Genomic DNA, 16,214 nt, shown 5'->3' on the forward strand with positions numbered 1-16,214 from the left:
CTTGGATCGGGCCGGTGTCACGTCCAAGGTAACAAACGATCCCGCTAAGGCAATTCCCGCGCCGCAAGTTCATTTCTCCCGTCCGGCGGACGGCGGGGGGCGGGCCGGGAGCACCGGCAGGACCCGGCCGGGCGGGGCGCCCGGCCGACGGGGCGGGGCGCCCTCGGCGCGGCCTCAGTCGCGCAGCAGGTCGGGCACCCCGTCCGCGTCCGGTGCGTCGCGGTCCGCCGAGACGACCGTGAGCTGCTGGGTCGCCCGGGTCAGCGCCACGTACAGGACGCGCAGGCCGGCCGGTGACTCGTCGGCGATCTCCGCGGGCGAGACGACGACCGTCGCGTCGTACTCCAGGCCCTTGGCCTCCAGGCTGCCCAGCGCGACCACGCGCTCCCCGAGCCCGGCGAGCCAGCGCGCCGCCTCGTCCCGCCGGTTCATGGCGACGACCACGCCCACCGTGCCGTCGACCCGGTCGAGCAGCCGCGCGGCCTCCGCGCGGACCGTCCGGGCCAGGGAGTCCCGTACGACGGTGAAGCGCGGCTCGACCCCGGTGGAGCGGACCGCCGACGGGGACGTGGAGCCCGGCATGGCGAGGGCCAGCACCTTGGCCGCCAGCTCGGCGATCTCGGCCGGGTTGCGGTAGTTGACGGTCAGGGTGAAGCGGCGGCGCGGGCGGGTGCCGAGCGCCTCGTCGCGTGCCTCGGCGGCCTCGTCCGGGTCGGACCAGGACGACTGCGCCGGGTCGCCGACGACGGTCCACGTCGCGTGCCGTCCCCTGCGGCCCACCATCCGCCACTGCATCGGCGTGAGGTCCTGCGCCTCGTCGACGATGACGTGCGCGTACTCGGTGCGCTCCTGGGCCAGCCGCTCGGCCCGCTCGCGCTGCGACTCCTCGCGCACGGGCATCAGCTCCTCCAGCCCGGTGAGCTGGTCCAGCGGGTCGAGCTCGCGGCGCTTCCTGGGGCGGGCCGGGCTGCCCAGCAGCGCGTTCAGCTCGTCGAGCAGGGCCACGTCGTGCACGGAGAGCCCGTCCCGGCGCAGCGAGCGCGCGACCCGGCGCACCTCCCCGGGGTTCAGCACGCGGCGCGCCCACCGGCCAAGACGCTTCTCGTCGGCCATCGCGGCCAGCACGCCCCGCGGGGTCAGCTCGGGCCACCAGGCGTTCAGGAAGTCGATGAAGGAGTCCTCCGAGGTGATGTCCTCGTCGAACGACGACCGCAGTTCGGCGGCCAGCTCCGGATCGCTGTGCCGGGTGCCCGCCCCGGACCGCTCCCACAGGGCGTCCAGCAGCAGTTTGCGGGCGCGGGGACGAAGCAGGTTGACGGGCGCGGTGCCGCCGAGCGCGGTGTGCCGGACGCGGTCGAGCTCGGCGGCCTCCAGCTCCAGCCGCCGCCCGAAGGCGACGACGCGCAGCCGGGTGGGGGTGCCGGTCACGCTGCCCGCCCCGCCCTCCCCCGCGTCCTCGCCGAACGCGAGCTGCCGTGCCCGTCCGGCACCGCCGCCGCGGGGAGCGGCCGCGGAGCCCGACTCCAGCGCGCCGCGCGCCGCCTTCCGCAGCACCTTCAGCATCCGGTACGAGCCCTTCGCGCGGGCCACCGCCGGGGAGTCGTACAGGGTGGCCTCCGCGCCGTCGACCAGGGAGCCGATCGCGCGGATGGCGACCTGGCCCTCCTCGCCGAGCGAGGGCAGGACGCCCTCGGTGTAGGCGACCAGCAGCGGGGTCGGCGAGACGATGAGGATGCCGCCCGCGTACCGGCGCCGGTCCTGGTAGAGCAGGTACGCGGCCCGGTGCAGCGCGACCGCCGTCTTCCCGGTGCCGGGCCCGCCCTCGACGTGCGTCACGGACGCGGCGGGCGCCCGGATCACCTGGTCCTGCTCGGCCTGGATGGAGGAGACGATGTCCCGCATGGTGTGGCTGCGGGCCTGCCCGAGCGCGGCCATCAGCGCGCCGTCGCCGATGACGGCCAGCTCGTCGCCGTCGAGGGACGCCTTCAGCTCGGGCCGCATCAGGTCGTCCTCGACGCCGAGGACCTTGCGCCCCTTGGAACGGATGACCCGGCGGCGCACCACCCGGCCTGGGTCGACCGGGGTCGCCCGGTAGAACGGCGCGGCGGCGGGCGCCCGCCAGTCGATCACCAGCGGCGCGTAGTCCGCGTCGAGGACGCCGATGCGGCCGATGTGCAGGGTCTCGGCGATGTCCGCCGTGTTGTCGTCCCGGACGGCTCCCTGAGCCGGTTCCACCGCCGTGTACGCGCCGTCCGGGCCCTTCTCGCCGTCCTTGCCCGCGAGCAGGTCGACGCGGCCGAAGAGGAAGTCCTCGAACTCGTTGTTGAGGCGGTTGAGGTGGACCCCCGCCCGGAACACCTGGGCGTCGCGCTCCGCGAGCGCGCCCGGTGTACCGACGTGACCGCGCTGGGCGGCGTCGTGCATCAGGAACTCCGCCTCGTGGATCTTCTCCTCGAGGCGCCGGTAGACCCGGTCCAGATGTTTCTGCTCGCCGCGGATCTCTCGGTCTCGTACGGAGTCGTGGACCGAGCCCCCCGCGGTTTCCTGCTGAACCTGAGCGGCCACCGGGCCCCCTTCTGACGTGCTGGGCAGCCGTCAACCGTACGCGAAGGGAGCCCCGTGAGGCTACGCGCTCGCGGAGGCTGTGCTCCCGGGCACACCACCGGACCGCACGCACGCGTGTCCCGGACCGGGCCCGGTCCGTCCCGGGGCGGGCCCGGTCCGGGCACGACTCCGCCCCGGTCCGGGCATACCTGCACCTCGGGCCGGGCGCGCTCCCACGGCGGGCGGGCTCAGACGTCGACCTCCACCAGCCGCTTGCCCTCGAAGGTCATGACCTCGAAGTGGTCGATCTGGTTCGGCTTGAAGGCGGCGCCGCCGTTGACGTAGAGGGGGTTCTTCGCCTCCTCCCTCGTGGCGTTGTCGACGCCGTACCCCCAGTCCGGGACGGACCAGGAGGTCAGCGTCTCGCGCACGCCGTTCTTGCCGACGGCGATCAGGGAGCACTTCAGCGGGCCCTTGACGTTCTTCAGCTCCAGGACGGCGCTGGTGCCCCAGGCCTTGGGCTCCATGGCGACCACGGCGTGCACCTTGGTGCCCGCGTCCGTGGCCCGCACCTTGTCCGTCATCGTCTCGAAGGCGGCCTTGGCGGGGCTCTCCGTCCGCGCCTGCTCGACCTTCCCGCCGCCGCCGTCGTCCCCGCCGTTCACCGCGAGCACGGTCGTCGGACCGCCGATGATCAGCGCGGCGGCGGCCGCGACCAGGTAGAAGCCCCGCCTGCGCTTCTTGGCGCGGCGCTCCGCGATCTCGTCGACCAGGCGGTCCGCGAGCCCCGGGCGGGGCCGGGCCGACAGCGACTCCCCGATGGCAGGGGTGCCCTGGGAGTTCGGCAGGTCCGCGAGCGCGGACAGCATCGGCTCCATGCCCGCCAGCTCGTCGAGCTGCTGCGCGCACCACTCGCACCCGGCGAGGTGCGCCTCGAACGCGGTCGCCTCGGCATCGTCGAGGATGCCCAGGGCGTAGGCGCCGACCGTCTCGTGTTCGTTCGGACCCTGTGATCCCTGCATTCCCTGCATGGAACCAGGACTACCCGTTCCGAATCCCCCGTACGTACTCATGCCGTCACCCCCCGCTCCTCCAGAGCAAGCTTCATCGACCGCAGTGCGTAGAACACCCGTGAGCGCACCGTGCCGCTGGGGATGCCGAGCGTCTCGGCCGCCTCATTGACCGTACGCCCCTTGAAATACGTCTCGACCAGAACCTCCCGGTGAGCAGGGGTCAGGTCGTCCAGCGCGTCCGACAGTGTCATCAGCCACAACGCCTTGTCGATCTCGTCCTCCGCGGGGATGACCTCCAGCGGCGACGGGTCGACCTCCTGCGGCCGGGCCTGCCGGCTGCGGTGGCCGTCGATGACGATGCGCCGGGCGACCGTCACCAGCCAGGGGCGTACCGAACCGGTCGCACGGTTGAGCTGACCGGCGTTCTTCCAGGCACGGATGAGTGTTTCCTGAACGACGTCCTCGGCGCGCTGCCGGTCCCCCGCGACCAGGCGCAGCACGTAGGCGAGCAAGGGTCCGGCGTGTTCCCGGTACAGGGCGCGCATCAGCTCCTCGTCCGGTTCCGAGGGCTGGGACGCACGATGTCGGGCCCTTGGCGGGCGTTCATCAGCCACGGCGGAATCCTTGCGCACGCCTACCTCCGGTGTCCCCGATTCGACCGGGGTCCCCCAGTCGGTCGCTCCCCCCGTGATACGTCCGTGATCCTGTGCGTGTTCAAAGAGGCTCGAAATATTTCCGGAGGAGGTGAGGCGCGGCGGGTTTAGGGGCGGTGTTCAGGTGTTATCGCCGGTTATTCGCTGGGGCCGTCGGGTTCAGGGGTGGGCCAGGGCCGCTCTGCGCCGGTGCCGGGCGACCCTCTCGCGGTTGCCGCAGACCTCGCTCGAGCACCAGCGGCGACGGCGCCCACGGGAGGTGTCCAGGTAGACGAGGGGACAGTTGTCTCCCTCGCACTGCCGCAGACGGGCCCGGGCGGCCGGGTCGGTGAGCAGTTCCACGGCGTCCCGGGCGACGGCACAGAGCAGTGCCGCGCAGCCGGGCGGCGTGTGCAGCCGCCGCCGCAGCGAACCGTCGTCCGCGCGCTCGGCCCACGGGGCGGGCGGCGCGCCCAGCGCCACCGCGTTGATGCGCGCGAGCGCCGTGTCGGCGGTCCGCCCCGCCAGCTCCGCGCGCACCAACCGGTCGAGGTCCGCGCGCAGTTCACGGAAGGCGGCCGGCCAGGTGGGACCGGCCGCGGCGAGCGGTGTCCCCGCGGGCACGAGCCCGGACCCGGCGATCCAGGCGCGCAACGCCTCGACGGAGCCGAGCCGTTCCCCGGGATGGGCGGTCGCCAGGAGGTCGAGGCAGACGCGGCCCGCGTCGAAGCGCGGTTCGTACGGTGGTGGAGGTGCGGCCGGGGAGGGGGAGGTCCGTGCGCCTGTGCTCGCGTCGGCCGTGCGGGGGGTGCCGACTGTGCCCAGTGCCATGTTCCTGTCACCGCCTTGGGTGCCGTGGAAGGGGCCGGTGAGGGTGGTGCCGCCGGGGTGGTGGGGCCGGTGAGGAGCCCGTACCCCCTACAGTGCCGCTCCTCGCCGTCTGCGGGAACCCCCGCGCCGGACGCACCCGCCGCGCCCGCCCGCCGTGAACCCGGCGGACGCCCGCCGGACACCCCTGGACGTCCGCTTATGCGGGTGCGCGTCTCGGCCATGTCCCCTGCCACGCCGCCCCGGTTGACTGATGGGCATGACGGACAGCAGCGGGAAGCGGCGGGGCGCCGCCGGGAGTGTTCTGGTCGCGGCCACGGTCGCCATGGGTCTGATCGCGGGAGCCTTCTACGTGTTCGCGTGCGCCGTGATGCCGGCGCTGGCGCGCAGCGGGGACCGGGTCTTCATCGAGGTGATGCGGAACATCAACGAGGTGATCGAGAACCCCGTGTTCTTCGCGGCGTTCTTCGGCGCGCTGGTGCTCACGGCGCTGGCCGCCTGGCAGGCGCGCGCCACGGAGTACCGCTGGTGGGTGTGGGTGGCGCTGGCGGCGTACGTGCTCGCGTTCCTGCTCACCTCGGGCGTGAACGTCCCCCTCAACAACGAGCTCGCGGACGCCGGTTCCCCGGCACGCGTCGCCGACCCGGCGGCGGTGCGCGAGCGGTTCGAGGACGCGTGGGTGGCCTGGAACGTCGTACGGGCGCTGCTGTGCACGGTGGCGCTGGGCTGCCTGGCCCGCGCGCTGGCCGGGTACGGACGGGCCGGGCGCGGAGAGGCCGGACGCGGAGAGGCCGGACGCGGAGAGGCCGGACGCGGGGAGGCCGGGCGCGGGGAGGCCGGGCGCGGACGGGACGGGTTCGGTGCGACCGGGTACGGGGAAACGGGGTCCGGGCGGGCCGGGTACGGGGAGGCCGGGTACGGGCGGGCCGGGTACGGGGAGGCCGCGTCCGGGGAGGCCGGGCGGGGGCCGGGCGGCGCGGGTCAGGCGTCCGCGTACTTGTCGTCCGCCGCCGGGTCGAGGGCGAGCCGGTAACCGCGCTTGACCACCGTCTGGATCAGCTTGGGCGCGCCGAGGGCGGTGCGCAGCCGCGCCATCGCGGTCTCCACCGCGTGCTCGTCGCGGCCCGCGCCGGGCAGCGCCCGCAGCAGGTCGGCGCGCGGCACGACCCACCCGGGCCGCCGGCTCAGGGCGCGCAGCAGGGACATCCCGGCGGGCGGCACGGGGCGCAGCGCGTCGTCGACGACCACCGCGTGCCCCCGGATCTGCAGGCGGTGGCCCGCCACCGGCAACGTACGGGCGCGGGTGGGCAGTTCCTGGCAGAGCAACTGGACGAGCGGGCCGAGCCGGAACCGTTCGGGCTGGACGGTGTCGACGCACCGTTCCTGGAGCGGCAGCGCGGTGACGGGGCCGACGCAGGCGGACAGCACGTCGTGGCCGAGGGCGTCGAGGAGGCCGGGCAGCATCCCGCGCTCCTCGGCCCGGTTCAGCAGCGACACGGCGGCGGGCGCGCTGGTGAAGGTGACCGCGTCCAGGCTCCGGGCGACGGCGGCGTCCAGCAGCCGGTCCACGGGGCCGAGGTCCTCCGGCGGCATCCACCGGTACACGGGGACGCCGATCACCTCCGCTCCCCCGGCCCGCAGCGACTCCACGAAGCCGGGAAGCGGGTCGCCGTGCAGCTGGATGGCGATACGGCGCCCGTCGACACCCTCCTCCAGGAGCCGGTCGAGCACCTCGGCCATGGACTCCGACGACGGCGACCACGTCTCGGTCAGCCCCTGCGCCCTGATGGCCCCCTTGACCTTGGGCCCCCGGGCGAGGAGTTCGACGCCGCGCAGCCGGGAGAGCAGGGCGTCGCCGAACCCCCAGCCGTCGGCGGCCTCGACCCATCCCCGGAACCCGATCGCGGTGGTCGCCACGACCACGTCGGGAGCCTTGCCGATCAGCTCCTCGGTGGCCGCGAGCAGTTCGCTGTCGTCGGCGAGCGGCACGATCCGCAGGGCGGGGGCGTGCAGGACGGCGGCGCCGCGCCGCTGGAGCAGCGCGCCGAGCTCGTCGGCACGGCGCGCCGCGGTCACCCCGACGGTGAACCCGGCGAGGGGCCCGTGGGCTGCCCGCGGCTGGGCCTCCGCGTCCGGTTCCGGCCGGTCCGGTCGCTGCTGTTCGTCGTCGTACATGGGTTGGCTCTCGTCCCGCTCGGGTGGTGGCGACGGTGGTGGTGACGGTGCTGGTGACGTGATCGTGAGGGTCGTGGCGACGGGTCGCGTTGGGGCGTCGTGGTGGGGGCGTGGTGGGGCGTCGTGGTGGACGTCGTGGCAGTGGACCGAGCCTGCCAACGGCTCGTGACAGGCTCGGTTCCGCTCGATGTCGCCCGTGTTACGTCACACCTCGGCATAGCTGAGCTGCGGCTTCGCCTCGGCGGCGGCCGTTTCCAGCGTATCGGCGGCGGTGGGGCGGCGAAGGTATACGGCGTAGGTGACGACGAGGCAGACGGCGTAGAAGGCGAGGAAGGCGACGAAGGCCCCGGTGCCGGAGCCGGCGCTGAGGAACGACTGCCGCAGGGCGAGGTTGATGCCGACGCCGCCGAGCGCGCCCACGGCCCCGATGAGTCCCATGGCCGCCCCGGACAGCCGGCGCCCGTACGCGGCGGCCTCCTCTCCCGTGAGCCCCCGGGCGAGCGCCTTCGCGTGGAAGATGCCGGGGATCATCTTGAACGCGGAGCCGTTGCCGAGCCCGGTGAGCACGAACAGCGCGACGAACGCGACCGTGAACAGCGGCAGCGACTCCCGGACGGACGCGACGACGATGACGGCGGTCGCGGCGGCCATGGCGACGAAGTTCCCCAGGGTGATCCTGGCCCCGCCGTACCGGTCGGCGAGCCTGCCGCCGACGGGCCGGATCAGCGAGCCGAGCAGCGGGCCGAGGAAGGTGACGTACGCGGCCTCCAGCGGCGTACGCCCGAACTGGCTCTGCAGGACCTGCCCGAAGGCGAAGCCGTAGCCGATGAACGAGCCGAAGGTGCCGACGTAGAGGAAGGCCATGATCCAGGTGTGTGCGTCGCGCGCGGCGTCGCGGGCGGCGCCGGTGTCGTTCTTCACCGAGGCGATGTTGTCCATGAACACGGCGGCGAGCACGGCGGCGACGACGATGAGCGGGATGTAGATCCCGAGCAGCACGCGCGGTCCGCCGCTCGCGCCGATGACGGCGAGCGCGGCCAGCTGGATCACCGGGACGCCGATGTTGCCGCCACCGGCGTTGAGCCCGAGCGCCCACCCCTTCTTCCTGAGCGGGAAGAACGCGTTGATGTTGGTCATGGACGAGGCGAAGTTGCCGCCGCCGATACCGGCGGCCATGCCGACCAGCAGGAACGTGGAGTACGAGGTGCCCGGCTCCATCACGGCGAACGCGGCGACGGACGGCACGAGCAGCAGGCTCGCGGAGACGACCGTCCAGTTCCGCCCGCCGAAGAGGGCGACGGCGAAGGTGTACGGGACCCGCACGACGGCGCCGACCAGCGTCACCATCGACGTCAGCAGGAACTTGTCGGCCGGGCTCAGCCCGTACTCGGGCCCCATGAACAGCACCAGCACCGACCAGAGCGTCCAGACCGAGAAGCCGATGTGCTCGCAGACCACGGAGAACAGCAGGTTCCGCCGGGCGACCCTCTCCCCGCTCTCCGCCCAGAAGACCTCGTCCTCCGGGTCCCACTCCTCGATCCACCGCCCGCCGCGGCCACCGCCTCCCCGGCTCGCTGCGGGGCTCGTCTCAGGGCCAGTCATGGACGCCTCCACGGTTCTCCGGTGCTCAGTTCTCGTACGCGGTGGTACGCGCCGACGACCTGAACGTACGGAGCGCGCGTTTCCGGTCCTGTGGCGTCGGGTGACCGGACGGGAACGTCGCTCTCACGCGGGGCCGCGGGCAGCGGTGAGGCCCCCGGCGGGCGTGCATGGGGCCTTGCCGGGGGCCTCGGGGGGTCGCTGCCCGACCCGGGTTCAGCTGCTGGGGCCGGCCCAGGGCAGGGTGTCGCGGCCGCCGTCGTCCCAGACGACCTTCACTGAGTCGCCGTCACGGCTCAGGGTCGCGGCGAGGTAGTCCTTCTCGTCGTTGCTGCCGATGGGCTTGAGGGCGATGCGGAAGACGCCGTCGCTGCGGTCCATCCCGAGGCCGGTGAGGATGCCGTCACCGCCCGGGTCGATGTAGGAGACGGCGTACTTGCCCTTGACGTCACCGGACGTGTACTTGTCGCCGATCGTCAGCGTCTTGTTGTCGTCGTCCTGCCACTGGCCCTTGAAGCCGGTCGCGGGAGCGGAGCCGACGTCGTCGGTGCCGTCGTCGACCGAGGGGTCGGACTCCTCGGCGGTGGGCTCGTCGACGGTCGGTTCGTCGATGTCCTCGGTGCTCTCGGTCGCGGTCGGCTCGGCGGACGCGGAGTGACTCTTGTCGGCCTTCGCCTTGCCGTCGTCGTCCCCTCCGCCGCTGGTCGCGAGATAGACCCCGCCGCCGATGAGCACGACGGCGGCGACGGCGGACCCGATGATGATCCCGAGCCGCTTCCCGCCCCCGTTGCCGGGAGGCGGGGGCGGCGGGTAAGCGCCGTACGGGTCACCGGCGTTGGGCGGCTGCGCGCCGTACGGGTCACCGGCGTGGGGCGGCTGCGCGCCGTACGGGTCACCGGCGTGGGGCGGCTGCGCGCCGTAGGGTGCCTGCGGCTGCCCGTACCCGGGCTGCGGGGCCCCGTAGGCGGGCGGCGCCTGCGGCGGCTGCTGCGCCTGGGGCGGCTGCTGCGCCTGGGGCGGCTGCTGGGGCTGCGCGTACGGGTTGGGCGTCTGTCCGGGCGGGCCCGGGGGCTGCTGCGGAGGCGACGAGTACGGGCCGGGGTAGGGCTGCGGTGTCCCGTAGCCACCGGGAGCGCCTTGCGGCGGATTACCGTGACCGTCCTGCGGCGGCTGCCCGGAAGGGTGCGACATCGGTGGGTGCTCTCCTTGGGTCAAGACAGGCGGGACAGGCGACGCCCGCCTCACCCCACGCAAACACTCTCAAGATTCCCCACGCGCAAATCTCCCGCAAGGGCATTCCTCACGCCGGTACGCCCCGGAGACATGCCTGTGACGAGACGACACGGCTTTCCCACGTTTCGTCCACAACAGTCCCGTTGAGGTGTCACACGTCACCCCCTGCCCCCGCCACGGGCCCCGACCTCGAACCACAGCAACTTCCCGGCTCCGCGCCCGAGGAGCCCGTCCCCGAGCGTCCACCCGCCCCACGAGTCGGCCCACTTCCGCACGAGGAACAGCCCCCGCCCCTCCTCGGCACCCATGTCGACGTACGGCACCGGCTCCCCGGGCGGCTTGTCGAACGGCGCGGGCACGTACGGACTGCTGTCCCACACCCCGACCCGCAACCGCCCACCCCCGAGCGCGGTGAGCCGCAAGGAGGCGGGCCCCTTGGTGTGCCGGTACGCGTTGCTGACCAACTCGGACGTCAACAACTCGACGACATCGACGACTTCACCCATCCCGTGCCCACGGAGCGCGGCCCGCACGGTCATACGTGCGACCCGTGCGGCTCTGGGGTCATGCGGCAGACGAAGGGCATACACCCAGGTGTCGGGCGGGGCTACGGTGACCATGAATTACCTCCGGGAGAGAAGGGATCGGGGCACGCTCAACTACGGCGCCGGACGGTGGCAATGCCAGGGGTGTGGTGCGCTTCCGGCTTATGGGCGCGGGGAGTTGGCGGTACGCCATTACGGTAGAGCAGCTGGTTAGATGTCTCTAACAAATGCCACTGGACACATCCATGCTTCACTCGTGTGAGGGAAGCAGACGCCGCGTTGCGGCCCGAAGGGAGATCCGTGCCGCCCACCAGCAACCCCACGCTGCGGCAGCGGAGACTGGGAGCCGAGCTGCGCAAACTCCGTGAACGGGCGGGACTCACCGCCACCGGCGCCGCTGAGCTCCTGGGCGTCAACCAAGCGCGCATCAGCATGGTCGAGACGGGTCGCACGCCGATCAGCGCCGACCGACTCCGTTCCATGGCTCGTCTGTACGACTGCTCAGACGACCGGCTCGTCGACGCGCTGGCCGCGATGACCGGTCGGCGCGTGCGCGGCTGGTGGGAGGAGTACCGCGAGCACCTGCCCGCGGCCCTGGTCGACCTTGCCGAGTTGGAACATCACGCCGTCGGCGTGCGCGCGGCCCTCATCCTCCACATCCCAGCTCTTTTGCAGACCACGGACCACGCTCGTGCCCTGTTCCAGCAAGTGGCTCCGCCCATCCGCCAGTACGAGGTCGAGCACCGGCTCACGTTCCGCATGAAACGACAGAGCATCCTCCACCGGGAGAAGCCGCTCTCATACTCCGCCACCATTCACGAGGCGGCACTCCGTATGGGCTTCGGGGGCTCTGTAGTGGTGCGCGGTCAGCTCAAGCACCTCCTCGACATGAGCGAGCTGCAGCACGTCACCATCAAGGTGGTCCCCTTCGGCGCGGACCGCTTCCCGAGCACAGGCCAGTCCTTCGACTACGTGGAAGGGCCAATCCCCCAACTGGACACCGTTCAGCTGGACACACATCACGGTGGTTGCGGTTTCCTGGATGCGGAGGCGCAACTGGGCAAGTACCGCTCTGTGTTGGACCACATGGAAACTTGTGCACTCAGCCCCGACGAGTCACGCACCTTCATCCAGACCCTGATCCGGGACATGTGAAAGGACCCATCATGAAGCCCCTCACCTGGCAGAAATCCACCTACAGCGGTGACAGCTCGAACTGCGTCTACATCGCCGCCGACTCCACGGGCACCACCCTCCACCTCCGCGAAAGCGACGCCCCCGACACCATCCTCACCACCACCCCCACCCTCCTGCACTCCCTCATACGCACTCTCAAGGCGAACCAGCGCCACCACTGAGCGCCCATTGAGGAGCCTCGTGCCCCGTGATGTCAGGCAGGAGCCACCGTTGGGTGAGACCAAGCCCCTACCCGCCGCACGTGTACGCGCCTACGCCGCCGTAGGAGCCCAGCTCTCGTTGCTCAGCGACCGCAGGCTCGGCGATGCGGTGGCTGCCGCGCCGGCACTGGGCTCGGGCATCGGTGGCAGGCGGGCCGCGATGGAGGTCGCGGGGATACCTGTTTTCGTCAAGCGGATCCCCCTGACGGACATCGAATTGCGGCCGGAGTACGTGCGCTCGACCGCCAACCTGTTCGAGCTCCCTCTCTACTACCAGTACGGGGTGGGGTCGGCAGGGTTCGGCGCTTGGCGCGAACTGGCCGCGCACGTCATGGCCACCGCCTGGGTTCTGCAGGGCGAATTCCCCGGTTTTCCGCTCATGTATCACTGGCGGGTTCTGCCGGACCGGCCTCCCGCCGACTTCGCCGACGCGTTCGGAGGTGTCGAGGGAGCCGTCGCGCATTGGGAGGGATCGCCTGCCGTGCGTCACCGGCTGGAAGCCATCGGCACGTCCTCCTTCAGCCTGGTGCTCTTCCTGGAGCACGTGCCTCACACACTGGCGGCCTGGATCAGCACCACGGGTGAGGCGGGTGGCACGGAGCCGGGAGGCGACTCCACCTATCTGTGGGCGGAAGACGCGCTGCTGCGGGGGACCGAGTTCATGAGGTCACGCGAACTGGTGCATTTTGACGCGCACTTCGGCAACGTGCTGACTGACGGTCAACAGGTGTACTTCGCGGACTTCGGACTTGCGCTCAGCCGCCATTTCGAGCTCTCGGCCCAGGAAGCAGCCTTCCTCTCCGACCACCTCGTGTACGACCGCTGCTACATGCCGTGGCATCTGCTGCGCCACCACCTGCCCGCGACCGTGCGGGGCGACGCAGAGCTCGGGACTTTCCTGCGCGAGTGGACCGCAGGCCGCCGCCCCGACGGCGTTCCCCCTGGGATCGCGGCGATCATTGACCGCCACGCCCCGCACGCCCTCGTCATGGACGCCTTCGCCCATCGACTTGTTACGGAAAGTAAGCGCACTCCCTTCCCCGCAGCCGAGATTCGCGAGGCCCTGGCCAGTACGTCAGCGCGTGGGTGAAGTGCGTGGGTGAATCGCGGGCCGCAGTCGCGACGCACGGGCCGTCCCTCACACCGCCGCACTGTGGGGATATTGAGCGCCCGCCACGCGTCACGCCGTCCGTCACCGATTAGGCCGAACGTCCCAAGTCACTGGGGCCTTCTTTCCCATACGGTTCCCGCGTGCCCCTCACGACCGGACCTTCGCCCCGGCTGGCCGGCCTGTCACCCGCAGGCCTGTCCCCCGGGTACTTCGCCCTCGTCATGGCCACGGGCATTCTGTCCGTCGGCTGCAATCTGCGCGGCTGGACCCTCTCGGCCCGGGTGCTCCTCGGCATCACCGCCGTCGTGTACGCCCTGCTGGTCGTCCTCACGGCCCGCCGCTTCGTCGCCCACCGCCACGCACTCGCCGCCGACGCCCACGACACCCGCAAGGCGTTCCTCTTCTTCACCTTCGTGGCGGGTACCGACGTCCTCGCCGTCGGACTGACCGGCCAGGGCCGCATCCTTCCGGCCACCGTCCTGCTCGTGATCGCCGCGCTCACCTGGGTGGTCCTCGGCTACACCATTCCGTGGGCGGCGGTCCTGGGCCGCAGCGAACGCCCGGTCGTGGCGGCGGCCAACGGGACCTGGTTCATCTGGGTGGTCGCGAGCCAGTCGGTCGCCACGGCCGCCGCGAGCCTGGAGCCCCACCATCCGAGCGCACACCAGGGCCTGGCCATCGTCGCGGTCTTCTCCTGGTCGGTCGGCTGCGTCCTCTACGCCGCGTCCGCGCTCTTCGTCGCCCTGCGCCTGATGCTCTACCCCCTGGAGCCCCGAGAACTCGACCCGCCGTACTGGGTCTCCATGGGCGCGGTCGCCATCACGGTGGTGGCCGGCTCACGCATCGTGGAGATGGAGAGCACTCCCATGGTCGACGCGGTGCGCGGCCTGGTGGCCGGCCTGTCGGTCGTCTTCTGGTGCTTCGCGACGTGGCTCATCCCGGTCCTGGTCGCGGTCGGCGTCTGGCGCCACTGGGTCCACCGGGTGCCGCTCGCCTACGAGCCGACCTGGTGGAGCATCGTCTTCCCCCTCGGCATGTACGCCGTCGCCGGCATGTACCTGGGCCACGCCGACGACCTCCCCATCGTGGAATGGATCGGCCAGACCTGGCTCTGGGTAGCCCTCGCCACCTGGGCCCTCGTCTTCGCAGCCATGCTCCACGCCCTCATCACCCCCGGCCCCCAGCCCTTCCCCGCCCCCGAAGCGGCCACCGACCCCACCCCGGACCACTGAGACCACTCATCACCCCTCCCCAGGCAATCGGCAGGTTTGGGCCACCCTCGCCCCCGCCAACCCCTGGTCACCGCAGCCGGGCCTGGCCCAAATCTGCCCATCAGGACGTCCTCGGCCTGGTGGCAAATGTCCGACAGCGACTCCCCGGCCAAGAACAGCCATCTGCGTGTCGTCAGTGGCCTCCCGGGGTTTTCAGCCATCGCCTCCGCTCATCTCGCCGCCCTATTTCGCTGACGAATAGTCGGCGCAGCCGAGCACCCCGTGCCACAAATGAACTATTGAGTCATTATGAAGTGCGCCCTCGACGCACACCGGACTACAGCATCCCACAATGGCGACCGAACATAATCGAGGTCTTCCCTCTGTCCACCCTCTCGATCGAACAGGTTTTCTAGAGCGGCAGCCAGGGAAGCCATCACCTCTACCTCTTCTTGACACTTCAGAACTGTACCTAGCGACGCCGCTGGATCATCCAGCACCAACGTGTCATCGAAGAGAATGTGGATATTCATGGAGAAGTCGTCATAATAACCCTCCTGCGGGTAGTCGTGGTCAAGCCAGACGCGTTCCTGGTACGCCTTGTCCGAGAGAGCACGAACCGCAGACAGGACGCTCTTCCGCATCTCGGGAAGCGTGACTGTGATCAATTCGGAGAATTCCACGACTTCCACTTCACCCATTCACTGAGCGGGATATGCGACTGATAGGCGTTGGACTTGATGTCACCCGACACAGGCTCTCCGTCTCGTCCGATTATACGCCCGCCAGAATTGATGACCACGTGATCAACCTGCTGATACTCTTGCGAGTTGTTCAAATTCCCCTTGTCGATGCGGACTCCATTCCCCTTTCCATCGTTCCAGCGCCACCCAACGCCCTTCTTTGTTGCTTTACCCTCGCCAAGGGATTCCGGAACCTTGCTACTCGCCTTCTCAGGAATCCAGGATGGTGTCGCACTTCCCGAAGAACCCGAGGACTCAGCCGCTTTCGCCTCGCGCAGGGCCGTTCCGATGCCGTCGTTGAAGCGGCTTACCCCGTCGCCGGCTGTGAAGCCGCCTCCGACGATGAGTCCGGTTCCCTGGGCTACGGCGGGGATGCCTATCACGCATCCCGCGCCGGTGGTCACACACACGGCACCACCAAGGAAGTCCTCGGTGCCGCCGACTCCCATCATGAAGACGCCGAGTGCAGTCTCTCCGGCTCCCCACCAGATGTCCGGTGTGGTGACGATGGCTGTGCCGTAGTTGACGACTGTGTCGACCGGGCCCTCGATGAAATCGGGAAGCCAGGAGTCGCCTCCGCTGCTCGTGTTTCCCGAGCTGCTCGTGTGGGACGTCCCACCCCCGTTGTAAGACAGGCCCTGTTTCGCGTAACTGGTATTCGCTGAATCCTTCCTCTTCCCCGGTTTATGGCCAGGGGTCGTGTTCTGCTCGCCAGGGCTAGGACGCGTCGGGCAGTCCGCGTACATGCACAGGCCGGTCGGGTCGGAGCTGGTGACCGGTGTGTTGTTCGCGTATGAGTAACCGTTGAGGGACTGCGCATCCTCGACAGCCAGCACCGGGTCGACGCTGATGAACTGGCCGGTGCCCGGGTCGTACTCTCGGGCGCCCACGTGGGTCAGGCCGGTGGATTCGTCGGCCGGCTTGCCCAGGAAGGCCTTGTCGTCGGGCCAGTTGCCGGCCTTTGTGCCGCGGGGGCCGCCGAACGGGGTGGAGTAGCGCTTGGTGACCGCGTAGGTGACGGAGTCGAGGGCGATGCTGGAGGTGCCGTGGTGGTCGGCGGCCAGGAAGGTCAGTTTGGTGCCCGATGTGCCGGAGACCGCCGTGCGAACGGCGATGGTCTGGCCGTTGGCCGTGTAGTAGCGGGTTCCGGTGAGCGTTTTCGTGGTGCCCTTGGCCGTGAGGC

Annotated in this window: 15 protein-coding genes; 5 read left to right on the top strand and 10 right to left on the bottom strand. The window is 70.8% G+C overall.

The window, feature by feature from the left end; genetic code table 11:
* Positions 1-174: 174 nt before the first annotated feature.
* The 4 genes from ACFY93_RS26685 to ACFY93_RS26700 form a co-directional block, all read right to left on the bottom strand.
* Complete coding sequence (locus ACFY93_RS26685) at positions 175-2,565, bottom strand: UvrD-helicase domain-containing protein (RefSeq protein ID WP_391363555.1); 2,391 nt, start codon at positions 2,563-2,565, stop codon at positions 175-177.
* 227 nt (positions 2,566-2,792) lie between these two features.
* Positions 2,793-3,566 carry a zf-HC2 domain-containing protein gene (locus ACFY93_RS26690; protein ID WP_391363557.1) on the bottom strand — a complete coding sequence of 258 codons (774 nt, stop codon included), beginning with the start codon at positions 3,564-3,566 and terminating at the stop codon, positions 2,793-2,795.
* Positions 3,567-3,613: 47 nt separating this feature from the next.
* On the bottom strand, positions 3,614-4,189 hold the full coding sequence (locus ACFY93_RS26695; protein ID WP_121402637.1) for a sigma-70 family RNA polymerase sigma factor: 576 nt from the start codon (positions 4,187-4,189) through the stop codon (positions 3,614-3,616).
* 180 nt (positions 4,190-4,369) lie between these two features.
* Entirely contained in the window at positions 4,370-5,020 is a 651-nt protein-coding gene (locus ACFY93_RS26700) for an ABATE domain-containing protein (protein WP_391363560.1), read from the bottom strand.
* A 256-nt stretch (positions 5,021-5,276) separates the two neighbouring features.
* Here ACFY93_RS26700 and ACFY93_RS26705 point away from each other — a divergent pair, with 256 nt between their 5' ends.
* Entirely contained in the window at positions 5,277-6,050 is a 774-nt protein-coding gene (locus ACFY93_RS26705) for an anthrone oxygenase family protein (RefSeq protein ID WP_391363562.1), read from the top strand.
* On the opposite strand, the gene ACFY93_RS26710 is transcribed toward ACFY93_RS26705, so the two are convergent.
* The 4 genes from ACFY93_RS26710 to ACFY93_RS26725 form a co-directional block, all read right to left on the bottom strand.
* The gene (locus tag ACFY93_RS26710) at positions 5,999-7,192 is read right to left on the bottom strand and encodes a uroporphyrinogen-III synthase (protein ID WP_391363564.1); all 1,194 of its coding nucleotides are present in this window, start codon (positions 7,190-7,192) and stop codon (positions 5,999-6,001) included. The two genes, ACFY93_RS26705 and ACFY93_RS26710, sit on opposite strands and share 52 nt — an antisense overlap.
* 204 nt (positions 7,193-7,396) lie before the next feature.
* On the bottom strand, positions 7,397-8,794 hold the full coding sequence (locus tag ACFY93_RS26715; RefSeq protein ID WP_391363566.1) for an MFS transporter: 1,398 nt from the start codon (positions 8,792-8,794) through the stop codon (positions 7,397-7,399).
* A gap of 213 nt (positions 8,795-9,007) precedes the next feature.
* Positions 9,008-9,982 carry a hypothetical protein gene (locus ACFY93_RS26720; protein WP_391363568.1) on the bottom strand — a complete coding sequence of 325 codons (975 nt, stop codon included), beginning with the start codon at positions 9,980-9,982 and terminating at the stop codon, positions 9,008-9,010.
* 200 nt (positions 9,983-10,182) lie between these two features.
* Positions 10,183-10,644, bottom strand: a complete 462-nt coding sequence (locus tag ACFY93_RS26725) for an ATP-binding protein (protein ID WP_391363570.1) — start codon at positions 10,642-10,644, stop codon at positions 10,183-10,185.
* Between the two features lie 225 nt (positions 10,645-10,869).
* On the opposite strand from ACFY93_RS26725, the gene ACFY93_RS26730 reads away from it, so the two are divergent.
* From ACFY93_RS26730 to ACFY93_RS26745, 4 genes are all read left to right on the top strand, one after another.
* Positions 10,870-11,724 (top strand): Scr1 family TA system antitoxin-like transcriptional regulator, encoded by an 855-nt coding sequence (locus ACFY93_RS26730; RefSeq protein ID WP_391363572.1) that lies wholly within the window; start codon positions 10,870-10,872, stop codon positions 11,722-11,724.
* Between the two features lie 11 nt (positions 11,725-11,735).
* Entirely contained in the window at positions 11,736-11,927 is a 192-nt protein-coding gene (locus tag ACFY93_RS26735) for a DUF397 domain-containing protein (protein WP_391363574.1), read from the top strand.
* 49 nt (positions 11,928-11,976) lie between these two features.
* On the top strand, positions 11,977-13,056 hold the full coding sequence (locus tag ACFY93_RS26740; RefSeq protein WP_391363575.1) for a protein kinase family protein: 1,080 nt from the start codon (positions 11,977-11,979) through the stop codon (positions 13,054-13,056).
* A 161-nt stretch (positions 13,057-13,217) separates the two neighbouring features.
* The gene (locus ACFY93_RS26745) at positions 13,218-14,309 is read left to right on the top strand and encodes a tellurite resistance/C4-dicarboxylate transporter family protein (protein ID WP_391363577.1); all 1,092 of its coding nucleotides are present in this window, start codon (positions 13,218-13,220) and stop codon (positions 14,307-14,309) included.
* A gap of 275 nt (positions 14,310-14,584) precedes the next feature.
* Here the strand turns inward: ACFY93_RS26745 and ACFY93_RS26750 are convergent, their stop codons facing one another.
* Together ACFY93_RS26750 and ACFY93_RS26755 are read right to left on the bottom strand one after the other, a co-directional pair.
* Positions 14,585-14,971, bottom strand: coding sequence for a hypothetical protein (locus ACFY93_RS26750; RefSeq protein WP_391363578.1), 387 nt, complete (start codon positions 14,969-14,971; stop codon positions 14,585-14,587).
* The coding region (locus tag ACFY93_RS26755; RefSeq protein ID WP_391363580.1) for an RHS repeat-associated core domain-containing protein at positions 14,953-16,214 on the bottom strand (1,262 nt) is incomplete at its 5' end. The genes ACFY93_RS26755 and ACFY93_RS26750, both read right to left, overlap by 19 nt.

The sequence above is a fragment of the Streptomyces sp. NPDC008313 genome (genome assembly GCF_042956125.1).
Lineage (GTDB): Bacteria > Actinomycetota > Actinomycetes > Streptomycetales > Streptomycetaceae > Streptomyces.